We start from the raw sequence: 11,531 nt of genomic DNA, 5'->3' as shown, positions 1-11,531 counted from the left end.
TCTCCGCTCAGCTTTTGACGATGACGCCGAGGATGTCGTCCTCGCGCAGGATGAGATGGTCGTCACCGTCGATCTTCACTTCGGTGCCCGAGTACTTGGCGAAGAGGACCGTGTCCCCCTTCTTGACATCGAGGGCACGAACCTCGCCGCTGTCCAGCAGCTTGCCGCCGCCGACGGCGATGACCTTGCCGCGCTGGGGCTTCTCGGTGGCCGTGGCCGGGATGTAGATACCCCCGGCGGTCTTGGTCTCTTCCTCCACGCGCTTGACGAGCACGCGGTCATACAAAGGACGTACGCCCATGAAATTACCTCCGAAACTTTGATGGAGTGGCCAGCTCCCGCGCGCGATGACCAGCTCTTGCTTAGCACTCACGCAGGGAGACTGCTGATAGGGAGCGCCACATTAACCAGACTATTCGGGGTGTCAACCGGGGCGGGCACATCCGGCTCGTTCCGTCCTGGCAGCGGGGCCGGGCGCCGAAGTGTCATCCGATGTCGCCTTCACAGTGTAAGTCCGCGCGGAGGCACGGTACACTCCCCGAGTGCCTCTGGTCTCCCACGGTCGCCGCGAACTCCAGCTCAAGCTCGTGTACTACGGGCCGGGCCTTGGCGGCAAGACCACCAACCTGTCGCACATCCACAGCCACAGCCGGGCAGACCACCGCGGCAAGCTCATCTCACTGATGACGGAAGCGGAGCGCACGCTCTTCTTCGACCTGCTGCCCATGGAGCTGGGGCTGTTCCGCGACTACCGCGTGCGCCTGCACCTGTGCACCGTGCCGGGGCAGATCGCGCTCGACACCACGCGCCAGCTCGTGCTGCGCAACGTGGACGGCATCGTGTTCGTGGTGGACAGCCAGCCTGGGCGCATGGAGGCCAACCACGAGAGCATCCGCAACCTGTGGGACAACCTGCGGCTGCAGGGCGACGACCCCGACCGCATGCCCATGGTGGTGCAGTACAACAAGCGCGACCTGCCGGGGGTCACGCCCATCCCGGAGCTGCGCGAGGAGCTGGGCATCCCGGCCGGCGTGCCCGAGTTCGAGGCGTCGGCCGTGGAGGGCGTGGGCGTCTTCGACACGCTCAAGGCCATCACGCGCGAGTGCCTGAAGCTCATCCCGGACCCGGCCAAGCTGCCCGAGGGCCGCACGGACTCGGTCACGCCCGAGAAGCGCCCGAGCCTCTATCCGGAGGACTTCGCCACCGCGCCGACGGCCCTCGCGGCCAAGGTCGCTCCCGCCTCGGTTGAGGTCAGCGTGCCTGCGGCGCCCAAGGTCCCCCAGCTGCGCCGCGAACAGTCGTGACCCGCGCGCTGTTGCTGGCGCACCACCTCGGTCCGTCTGCGGAGGTGGTCTTGGTGGAGGGCGAGCACCCGGGGCTGCACTGGGGCACGGGCTTCGGTCTGCCGGGCGTCACGGTGCACGCGAGCGACGCCCTCGCGCCGCGCCGGGGAGAACCCGGGCAGGCAGGGGCGGGTGCCGTGGCGGCGCTGCGCGGGCTGTTCATGAGCACCTGGCTGCTGGTGGCCGAGGGCGACTTCCTGCCTGGCGACGGGGAGCGTCAGCTGCTGCGCGAGACCTTCGCGTCGGACGTGGCGCTCGGAGCTGCGCTGTTCAACGACCTCGAGCTGGCCTGGCACACGGCTCGCGTGGAGCGGCTGGCGGTGCGGCGCGCGCGCGGCGATGCCCTGCGCGACGAGGCCTGGGTCTACGGTCTCGCCTTGGATGAAAGCGAGGCGCGTGAAGCGGGCGCGGGGTCGGTGAGCCACTACCTCGCGCGCTGGCGCACGGGAGACATCGCGCTCGCCGACTTCGTGCCTGCGTTGCTGAGGCGCGCCGAGGCCCACCAGCTGGACCACCTGCCGCTGGACGCCGAGGACGCGCAGGAGCCAGCGCCCGGCATCCGCATGCGGCCGGTGCGCAGCCCCACGCTGCCGCCCGCGGCGCACACCAACATGTTCCTGGTGGGAGGCAGCACGGCGGTGCTCATCGAGCCCGCCACGCCATTCGAAGACGAGCTCGACGCCATCTGCGAGTGGGTGGAAGAGGCGGAGGCAGACGGCACGCACGTGCTGGCCATCTGCGCCACGCACCACCACCCGGACCACATCGGCGGCGCCGTCGCGCTGCAAGAGCGCTTGGGGCTGCCGCTGTGGGGCCACGCGAAGACGGCCGAGGCGCTCGAAGGAGAGGTGTACTTCGACGCGCTGCTGGAAGACGGTCAGCGCATCGAGCTCATGCTCGACGACGACGGCACGATGCTCACGCTCGAGTGCGTGCACACGCCCGGGCACGCCTGGGGCCACCTCTGCTTCTTCGAGCCGAGCTCGCGGGCGCTCATCGCGGGCGACATGATCGCGGGGGTGGGCTCCATCCTGGTGGAGAAGCACGACGGCGACATGGGGCTGTACCTCGAGAGCCTCGCGCGCATGAAGGCGTTGGGCGCGTCGTGCCTGCTGCCCGCGCACGGCGGCGTCATCGTGAACCCCGAGGCGTGCCTGAACCACTACGTGACGCACCGCCTGGCGCGGGAAGAGCAGGTGGCCAAGGCGCTCGACGACGCAGGCGAGGGCACCCCGGTGGACCTGGTGCCGCGCGCGTATGCCGACACGCCGCGCATGCTGTGGCCGCTGGCCGCACGGGCGCTCGAGGCCCACTTGATCCACCTTCACGCGCTCGGACGCGCCGAGGATCTCGGCGACGGCCGCTACCGCAAGACCTTCACCACGGCACGCACACCATGACCCTGCCTCTCATCTACGACGGCCAGATCCACGGCACCTCGCCGCGCGACGGCCAGCCCCTCTCCATCGTGGAGGCCACCTCCGTGGAGGCGCTGCCGGGCATCGTGTCGCGCGTGCGCGCGGCGCAGGCCGTCTTCGCGCGCAAGACCGTGCTGGAGCGCGCCGGTCTGCTGCGGCGGTTTCGAGACGCCATCCTGGCGCGCGGCGAAGAACTGGTGACCGTGCTCGGCGAAGAGGCCGGCAAGCCCGCGGCCGAGGCGTGGCTGCACGAGGTGGTGTCCACGGCCGACCTGGCCGCCTACTGGTGCGACGAAGGTCCCGCGCACCTGGCGCCGCACGAGCCCAGCCTCGACCCGGTGAACTACCCGGGCAAGCGCGCCGTGATCGAGCGCGTGCCGCGAGGCGTCATCGGCCTGATCACGCCGTGGAACTTCCCGGTGGCCATCCCGCTGCGCACGCTGTTCCCCGCGCTGCTGGCCGGCAACGGCGTGGTCATGAAGCCGTCGGAGTTCACGCCCCGCTGCGCCGCGTCGATCGAAGCGGCCGCGCACGAGGCGCTGGGCCCCGACCTGGTGGTCATGGTGCAGGGCGGCGGCGACGTGGGCGCGGCACTCATCGACGCGGGCGTGGACGCGGTGGTCTTCACCGGCAGCGTGCGCACCGGCCGCAAGGTGGCGGCGGCGGCGGCGGCGCGGTTGATCCCCGCCGGGCTCGAGCTGGGCGGCAAGGACGCCGCCATCGTGCTGGAAGACGCCGACGTGGAGCGCGCGGCGCGCGGCATCCTGTGGGGCGCCATGGCCAACTCGGGTCAGAACTGCGCCGGCATCGAGCGCGTGTACGCGGTGGGCGCCGTGGCTGCTCCGCTGCGCAAGCGCCTGGTGGAGCTCTGCAACGAGCTGCGCCCCGGCGTGGACTACGGCCCGCTCACCACCGACGCCCAGCTGGCCGTGGTGGAAGGGCACGTGGCCGCGGCGCGCGCTGCCGGCGGCGAGATCCTGTGCGGCGGCGAGCGCCTGGACCGCCCGGGCCGCTGGTTCCCGCCCACGGTCATGGGCGACCTGCCCAACGACTCCGAGCCCATGGCGGAAGAGACCTTCGGTCCGCTGGTGCCCGTGGTGGCGGTGGCGAGCGAGCGCGCGGCCGTGGACGCTGCCAACGACTCGCGCTTCGGCCTGACCGCCAGCGTGTGGACCCGCGACCTTGCGCGGGGCGAGCGCGTGGCGCGCGAGCTGCGCGCCGGCACCGTGGTGGTCAACAACCACGGCTTCACCGGCGCCATCCCCGCGCTGCCGTGGAGCGGCACCGGCGAGAGCGGCTACGGCGTGACGAACTCGTCGCACACCTTGGATGTGCTGACGCGGCCGCGCGCGGTGGTGGTGGATGCGCGCAGGGCCGCGCAGGAAATGTGGTGGCACCCCTACACGCCTGGCTTGGAGGCGGTGGGTCGGTCGCTGGCCACGCTGCGCGGCGGGGCAGGGCCGGGGGCCAAGGCGAAGGCGCTGACCGGGCTGCTGCGCGGGTTTGCTACGCGGTGGAAGGCCTGAAGTTCCCTACGGCCGCCGCGCCAGGTGCAGCGCCGCCGTCTGGAACGCCGGCAGCGACGTGAGCACCCGCACCCGCGCGAGCTCCGTGAGCGTCTCGAGCGCGTGCCCTGGCGGGCAGCCGACCCACACGCTCGCGTGGCGCGTGAGCACCTCCACCGCGGCGCGCAGGCGCGTGACCTCGGCGCCGTCGATGGCGCGCGAGACGGCCAGCAGCACCACCTCGGCGCCAGTGCGCTGCAGGGTGGACTCCAGCTCGTGGAGCGGGACGTTGCCGCCCAAGTAGACCGGGGCCACGCCCACTTGGGCGCCGAGCACGGCCGCCATCAGGCCGCCCAGCTCGTGCTCGTGTCCTTCGGGGGCCGCCACCAACAGCTTCGGCGCCCCGCGGTCCACCGCGATGGTCTGCAGCAGGGTGGCGAGTAGGCCGCGCACCTGGGCGCTGGCGGCGTGCTCTTGCGTGACGCTCAGGCGCCCTTGCTCCCATCCGTCGCCCACCGCCCGCAAGATGGGGGACAGCACCTCGAGGGCCAGCGCGTCGGGGGGGCGGAGCGATGCCGCCCGCGACAAGATGGACTGCGACTCGCGCAGATCCCACGCCTCGATGGCCGCCACGTAGGCCGCCAGCGTCTCCTCGGTGGCGGTGTCCTGCGCGCTGGGCGCCTCCTCCGACAGGAGCGCGGCGAGGGTCTCGTTGGGCAGCGCGGCCACGTCGCTGATGGTGTGGCCGAGGGCCACCACGTCGCGCAGCAGCTCCAGACGCTGGATCTCGGCGTGCGAGTAGCGCCGCGCGTTGCCGTCGGTGCGGTCCGGCGTGATGGCTTGATAGCGCTTCTCCCACGCTCGAATCAGGTCGGCGCTCAAGCCGGTCCGGCGGGAGACCACACGCATGGGATAGACGGGGGCGGAGCGGGAGTGGGGCACGGGTAGATCGGAAACGTACGGCCGCTACGGACGCTTGTCCAAGGTTTGTCCGGAAAACTTGTCCAGAAACAGATTCTGTACAGAAAAAAGCTGGACATCTCCCGTCATGGATCCATGCTGTGTCCAGCTGTCGCCCGCTGGGCGTACTCAAACTCAAGGAGGTATCCATGTTGACACAAGCTCTCAAGGTTGGTCTGCTGCTCACCATCGCGCTCGCGGTCGGTTGCGGCGACAGTAACGGCACCCCGAACACGGACGCCGGGCAGACGGGCACCATCGTGGACGTCGCCGTCGGCAACGACGACTTCAGCATCCTGGTGGCGGCGCTCACCCGCGCCGAGCTGGTGACCACGCTGCAGTCGGCCGGGCCCTTCACCGTGTTCGCGCCCACCAACGCGGCCTTCGCGGCGTCCGACATCACCCTCGACGACGTCGAGACCATGGACGTGGACGCCCTCACCCAGATCCTGCTCTACCACGTCATCTCCGGTGCCTCGGTGGGCAGCGGCGCCGTGACGGCCGGCCCGGTGGACTCCGCCGCCGAGGACACCACGGGCACCTGGAACCTGTCGCTGATCCTGGGCACCACCGGGGGCGTCACGCTCAACGGCGGCAACGCGCAGACCGGCGGGGCCAACGTGGTCACCGCTGACGTGGCCGCCTCCAACGGCGTCATCCACATCATCGACCGCGTGCTGCTGCCGCCCACCATCACCGACATGACGGCGTACGCCGGGCTCACCGATCTGCGCCAGGCGGTCGTCGATGCCGACCTCGCCACCACGCTCTCGGGCGCGGGTCCCTTCACCGTGTTCGCGCCCACCAACGCGGCCTTCCCCGACGGCGGCGCGCGCCCCACGGGCGACGCCCTCTCGAACATCCTGCTGTACCACGTGGTCGCGGCCGGCGTGCCCAGCGGCTCCGTGCCCGCCCGCGCGAACGCCGTGGCCGAGAACGAGGCCGGCAACAACATGACGCTGCTCTTCGACACCACCTCGGGCGTGGCCGTCAACGGCATCGACGTCATCCTGGCGGACGTGGGCTGCACCAACGGCGTGGTGCACGTCATCGACGGCGTGCTGCTGCCGCCCACCGTCATCGACATGGCCGGCATCGCCGGGCTCACGTCGCTGGCCGCCGCCATCGGTCGCGCCGACATGTCGGGCGCGGGCATCGCCACGCTGCTCTCGGGTGACGCGCCGGGTGCCGCCACCGGCTTCACGGTCTTCGCGCCCACCAACGCGGCCTTCACCGCCATCCAGGCCACGGTCGACGGCCTGACCAACGCGCAGGTCGCCCAGGTGCTCCAGTACCACGTGCTCGATCCCGCCACGTTCACGGCCCCGGTGCTCTCCACGGGCCTCGCGACGGGTAATGTGGCCACCGCCCTCGGCCAGAACGCGGCCGTGGACATCTCGGTCAGCCCGCCCACCATCGACGGTGCGGCCGTGGTCCCGACGCTGCTGGACATCCACGTCAGCAACGGTGTGGTCCACGTCCTCAGCGGCGTGATGGTCCCCACGCTTTGAGCGCCGCGCCCCGGTAGCTCTGCCTCCTCCTCCCCCCCGGCGTCACGCGGGTCCTCGCTATCCCCATCCCTAGCGAGGCTCGCGTGGCGCTGTCTTTTTTTCATCTCACCGGCCCGGAAGCCCTGTTCGCCCTTCCGACCCGTCACGCCCCAAGGTAAGCTGCCTCGATGTTCACGCCGCACGAGCTCGACGTACCGGCGGATGGCCCGGGGACGCTTCGTCTCGGCGCCGTGGTCGCGGGCAAGTACCGCATCAAGCGCCTGGTGGGGAAGGGCGGCATGGGCGCCGTCTACAAGGCCGAGAATACGGCCATCGGCCGGACCGTGGCCATCAAGGTGCTACACAGCCACCTGGCCGACGACGGCGTCACGCTCAAGCGCTTCCAGCGCGAGGCGCGCGCAGCGGCAGGCATCAAGCACAGCCGCGTGGTCGAGGTGCTGGACATGGGCGTCGAGGCCAGCGGCGAGCCGTACATCGTCATGGAGTACGTGCGTGGGCGCAGCCTGAGCCAGCTGGTGCGGCCCGACCACCCCATCTCGGTGCGGCGCGCGGCGGACATCGCGGGGCAGATCCTGGACGCCCTCGGCACCGTGCACGAGGCCGGCATCGTGCACCGCGACCTCAAGCCCGCCAACGTGCTGCTCACCGTGCAGCACGGCCGGCCGGACTTCGTGAAGGTGTTCGACTTCGGCATCGCCACGTTCGTGGAGTCGGCCTGGGACGCCACGTCCACGGGTGACCTGACGCCCAGCGGGCGCACCATGGGCACGCCCTACTACTCGCCACCGGAGCAGATTCGCGGGGCCTCCGTGCGCGACCCGCGCGTGGACATCTATGCGGTGGGCGTGATCCTGTATGAGCTGGTGACCGGCTACAGGCCCTTCCGCGGGGACCACCTGGTACACCTCTGCCGCAGCATCATGAACGATCCGCCGCCGCCGCTGCGCGTGTTTCGGCAGGACGTGCCCGAGGCCTTCGAGGCCATCATCCAGAAGGCGCTGGCCAAGGATCCCGCAGACCGCTACCAGACGGCGCGCGCCATGATCTCGGCGCTGGTGCCGTTCGGCGCGGACCCGCCCGTGGAAGAAGACGTGGAGCCCACGGACACGCTCACCACGGACCTGCGCACCTTGCGTGAGCGCGAGCGGCAGGTGCGCAGCGAGCGCGGCAGCGTGCCACCCGGGCCCACCCAGCTGGACGACCTGAGCGGCGCCGTGGTGGTGGAGCTGCGCGAGTACCTCACGCAGCGCATCGGGCAGGCCGGCATCGCCGAGGTGCTGGCGGCGTCCGCGCCCGAGGTGCACGCGCGCTGGGTGGCGAACATCTCGGATCACGGTTGGTACCCCGCCACGTTGCTCAACATCATCGAGGTGGCGGACCGCCGCTTCGGCAAGGGCGACCGCAAGTTCGTGGTGGACGCCGGGGCCCACTTGGTCGACGCAGCGCGCCGCGCAGGGCGCATGGACCACATGAAGTCACCCGAGCTCTGCTTCATGCAGGTGGCCCCGCTGCTGGGGAGCCTGTTCTGCCACGGGCAGCCGCGCGCCACGAAGCACGGGTCCGGGTATGGCGAGCTGGAAGTCACGGGGCATCCCCGGCCCACGCTCACGCTGGCGGTGTTGATGGTGGGCTTCCTGCAGCGGGCGCTCATGCTGGCTGGCGCCCGCGAGGTGGACGTGCGGCTGGCCAAGGTGGCGGCGCTGGGCGACCCGGCGGACGTGTTCGAGGCGACCTGGTCGTAGCGCGGCTGGTCTGAGAACCCGTCGCCGTCGCCGTCGCCGACAACGCCCACGGCCACGTCAACGTGGGGGTATGGGTTGGCTGCGGTCAGTGGTGCTGGCGCGCCCCGCGTGGTAATCCGGCTGACCCGCATGGTGGACCACACTCAACGAGCACAGCGCCCGCTGCGACTGATCGCCGTCTCCGGATCGAAGGGGGGCGTGGGCAAGTCCCTGCTGGCCGCCAACCTGGGGCTGTATCTGGCCACCATCGGCCGGCGCGTGGTGGTGGTGGACGCCGACCCGTGCGGCGCCACGCTGCACAATTTCCTGGGGGCCACGCCGCCCGCGCCCCTGCCCACGTTCGAGCCGCCGCTGCCCAGCTTCCGGGCCATGCCCACCAACCCGGACGACCCGCAGCACACCTTCGTGGGCATGAACTCGCGCGAGCGGGTGGAGCCCGAGCCCGCGCCTGCGCCGGAGCCCGAGCGCCCCGTGCAGATCCCCGGGCAGCTGATGGACCTGGCGGTGGCCAACCTGCGGCTGCTGCACGCGGGCCTGGACCAGCCGTACGCCGGGAACACGCGCCGCGAGCCGCGCCGCGAGCTGCTGGCGCGGCTGCGCAAGCTGGACGCCGAGTACGTGGTGGTGGACCTGGGGGCCGGGACGGCCGACGCGCTGCTGGACGCCTACCTGGGCGCCGACGTGGCGCTCTTCGTGTCGCTGCCGGAGCCGCCGGCCGTGGAGCACACGTATCGTTTCGCGCGCTCGCTGTTCGCGCGCAGCCTCATGAGCGAGGACCTCACGGGTCCCGCGCGGGACCGCCTCGAGGCGCACATCACCCGCCTCGGGCCGGCGCCGGCGCCTCTCGACCTGGCGCGGCAGCTGGAAGAGCTGAGCGACCCGCTGGCCTATCGGGTGCGGCAGGCCATGGCCAACTTCGAGATGCACCTGGTGGTGAACCAGACGCGCCTGCGCGCGGACCTCGAGCTGGGTGACCGCATGCGCAGCGCAGCCTCGCGGCGGCTGGGGCTGGCCATCAACTACCTGGGCTACATCGACTACGACGACACGGTGTGGAGCTGCATGCGCCAGTGCCGCGCGCTGCTGGCGGAGAGCCCCGGCACCAAGGCCAGCAAGAGCATCGAGAAGATCGCGCGGCGCATGCTGGCCATCGACGCGGGCAAAGCCCAGCGGCATCCGCGCGTGGCCGTGCCGCCCGACAGCCACCACGACCTGCTCGAGGTCGAGCGTGGGGCCACCGACGAGGAGGTGCGCCGCGCTTTCAAGCGGGCCAAAGAGGTCTACGCGGACGACGCGCTGTGCCGCCACGGGCTGTTCGACGACGCGGGCCTGAAGGCTGTGCGCGGGCGCCTCGAAGAGGCGTACGACGTGCTGCTGGACCCGTCGCGCCGGCGGCCGTACGAGCTGTCCATCTTCCCGGCCGAGGTGGAGAAGGAAGAGCGCACCCCGCTGCCGCGTGAGGAGCCGCTGCCGCCGGCGCCCGTGATCACCCCCGATACCGAGTTCACGGGGCCGCTCATCCGCGCGGTGCGCGAGTCCCTCGGGATGACGGTGAAGCAAATCAGCGAGACCACCAAGATTGGCGTGAACTACGTGGAGGGCATCGAGGCCGACGACTGGGCCGCGCTTCCCGCGCAGGTCTACGTGCGCGGCTTCGTCGCGGAGATCGCCAAGACGCTGCGCCTCGACCACGAGCAGGTCAGCCGCTCGTACCTGAAGCGCCTGCGGCGCTGGGTGGAAGACATGGAGCGCTGAGCGTGGCCAGCGCGGCATACGTCATTCTGGCGTCGGCTTCTCCGCGTCGCCTCGCGCTGTTCGCGCAGGTGGGCGTGCCGGTGGTGGTGGTGCCCACCAACATCGACGAGGAACGCCGGCCCGGCGAAATGCCGCTGTCTTACGTGGAGCGCATGGCTGCCGAGAAGGCGCGCGCGGCGCTGCATCGCCTCGAGCACGAGATGGCCGAGCTGCGCGACGGCTGGGTGGTCGCGGCCGACACGGTGGTGATCGTGGACGGGGACACCCTCGGGAAGCCGCACAGCGACGACGAGGCCCGTGCCCAGATTCGGCGCCTCTCGGGGCGCGCTCACCAGGTGATCACGGCCGTGGCCATCGGCCGCGTGGAGGGCCCGTTCGAGGTCCGCTCCGAGCACACCACGGTGCACTTTCGCACGCTGGGCGACGTGGAGATCGACGCCTACGTGGCCACCGGCGAGGGCCGCGACAAGTGCGGCGCCTATGGCATCCAGGGCCTGGGCGGCGGGCTCGTGGAGCGCGTGGAGGGTTGCTACTACAACGTGGTGGGCCTGCCGCTGGCGCAGACCCTGGCGCGCATGGTGGAGCTGGGCGCGCTGACGAGCTGGCCGTGAGCCCCGTGGTGGACGCGGCGGCCATTGGGCTGCACCTTGCAGAGACCCGCGCGCGCTTGGATGCAGCGTGCGTGGCGGCGGGCAGGGCACCGGGCGACGTGGTGCTCATGGCCGTGTCCAAGAAGCAGCCGGTGGAGGCGCTGCGGGCCGCGTGGCAGGCCGGGCAGCGTGTGTTCGGCGAGAACTACGTGCAAGAGCTGGTGGAGAAGGCCGACGCGCTGGACGACCTCGAGGGGCTGCGCATCCACCTGATCGGGCACCTTCAGCGCAACAAGGTGAAGCCCATCGTGCGGGTCGGCGCGCGCGTGGACACCGTGGACTCGCTGCGGCTGCTGGACGCGCTGGGCGCCGAGTGCGCGCGGCAGGGCGTGGTGCTGCCCATCTGCCTGCAGGTGAACGTGGCGGGCGAAGAGCAGAAGTCCGGCTGCGCCGTGAGCGAGCTGCCCGCGCTGGTGACCGCCGCGCGCGCCTGCGAGGCCCTGCGCCTGGACGGCCTCATGACGGTGCCCCCGGCCGATGAGCCCGAGCAGGCGCGCCCGCACTTCCGCGCGCTGCGGGCGCTGGCGGTGGAGCACGGCCTCACCACGCTGAGCATGGGCATGAGCGCCGACCTCGAGGTGGCGGTGCAAGAAGGCGCCACGTGCGTGCGCGTGGGCACGGCCATCTTCGGCGCGCGGGGCTGACCC

The 11,531-nt window shown here is 71.4% G+C and carries 10 protein-coding genes; 8 read left to right on the top strand and 2 right to left on the bottom strand.

Going from position 1 to position 11,531, the window contains the following annotated elements; all coding sequences use genetic code 11:
- Positions 1–7 precede the first annotated feature (7 nt).
- Positions 8–301: a co-chaperone GroES gene (groES, locus tag IPI43_13635; protein MBK7775147.1), complete on the bottom strand. Its 294-nt coding sequence runs from the start codon at positions 299–301 to the stop codon at positions 8–10.
- A gap of 241 nt (positions 302–542) precedes the next feature.
- Between groES and IPI43_13630 the strand changes: the two genes are divergently transcribed.
- Genes IPI43_13630 through IPI43_13620 form a run of 3 tightly spaced genes read left to right on the top strand, consistent with a single transcriptional unit; the run spans position 543 to position 4,287 of the window.
- Positions 543–1,304, top strand: coding sequence for a GTPase domain-containing protein (locus IPI43_13630; GenBank protein ID MBK7775146.1), 762 nt, complete (start codon positions 543–545; stop codon positions 1,302–1,304).
- Entirely contained in the window at positions 1,301–2,743 is a 1,443-nt protein-coding gene (locus IPI43_13625) for an MBL fold metallo-hydrolase (protein ID MBK7775145.1), read from the top strand. The genes IPI43_13630 and IPI43_13625 overlap by 4 nt, the downstream gene beginning before the upstream one ends.
- Positions 2,740–4,287, top strand: coding sequence for an aldehyde dehydrogenase family protein (locus IPI43_13620; protein MBK7775144.1), 1,548 nt, complete (start codon positions 2,740–2,742; stop codon positions 4,285–4,287). Before IPI43_13625 ends, IPI43_13620 begins: the two co-directional genes overlap by 4 nt.
- Positions 4,288–4,293: 6 nt before the next feature.
- On the opposite strand, the gene IPI43_13615 is transcribed toward IPI43_13620, so the two are convergent.
- Positions 4,294–5,208 (bottom strand): MerR family transcriptional regulator, encoded by a 915-nt coding sequence (locus IPI43_13615; GenBank protein ID MBK7775143.1) that lies wholly within the window; start codon positions 5,206–5,208, stop codon positions 4,294–4,296.
- A 167-nt stretch (positions 5,209–5,375) separates the two neighbouring features.
- Here IPI43_13615 and IPI43_13610 point away from each other — a divergent pair, with 167 nt between their 5' ends.
- From IPI43_13610 to IPI43_13590, 5 genes are all read left to right on the top strand, one after another.
- On the top strand, positions 5,376–6,737 hold the full coding sequence (locus IPI43_13610) for a fasciclin domain-containing protein (GenBank protein MBK7775142.1): 1,362 nt from the start codon (positions 5,376–5,378) through the stop codon (positions 6,735–6,737).
- A gap of 167 nt (positions 6,738–6,904) precedes the next feature.
- Positions 6,905–8,479, top strand: a complete 1,575-nt coding sequence (locus IPI43_13605; GenBank protein ID MBK7775141.1) for a serine/threonine protein kinase — start codon at positions 6,905–6,907, stop codon at positions 8,477–8,479.
- A 108-nt stretch (positions 8,480–8,587) separates the two neighbouring features.
- Positions 8,588–10,234, top strand: coding sequence for a helix-turn-helix domain-containing protein (locus IPI43_13600; GenBank protein MBK7775140.1), 1,647 nt, complete (start codon positions 8,588–8,590; stop codon positions 10,232–10,234).
- A 2-nt stretch (positions 10,235–10,236) separates the two neighbouring features.
- Entirely contained in the window at positions 10,237–10,845 is a 609-nt protein-coding gene (gene maf, locus IPI43_13595) for a septum formation protein Maf (GenBank protein ID MBK7775139.1), read from the top strand.
- A 23-nt stretch (positions 10,846–10,868) separates the two neighbouring features.
- Complete coding sequence (locus IPI43_13590) at positions 10,869–11,528, top strand: YggS family pyridoxal phosphate-dependent enzyme (protein MBK7775138.1); 660 nt, start codon at positions 10,869–10,871, stop codon at positions 11,526–11,528.
- Positions 11,529–11,531: the final 3 nt, after the last annotated feature.

This window comes from Sandaracinaceae bacterium, assembly GCA_016706685.1.
Lineage (GTDB): Bacteria > Myxococcota_A > Polyangia > Polyangiales > Houyiibacteriaceae > JADJJE01.
The sequence above is the reverse complement of the archived record's forward strand: the minus strand, read 5'-3'. Positions and strand labels throughout refer to the sequence as shown.

Excerpts from the sequence above, each read along its gene's own strand:
- groES (MBK7775147.1), bottom strand. The coding sequence starts at position 301 with ATGGGCGTACGTCCTTTGTATGACCGCGTGCTCGTCAAGCGCGTGGAG.
- IPI43_13620 (MBK7775144.1), top strand. The coding sequence starts at position 2,740 with ATGACCCTGCCTCTCATCTACGACGGCCAGATCCACGGCACCTCGCCG.
- IPI43_13610 (MBK7775142.1), top strand. The coding sequence starts at position 5,376 with ATGTTGACACAAGCTCTCAAGGTTGGTCTGCTGCTCACCATCGCGCTC.
- IPI43_13605 (MBK7775141.1), top strand. The coding sequence starts at position 6,905 with ATGTTCACGCCGCACGAGCTCGACGTACCGGCGGATGGCCCGGGGACG.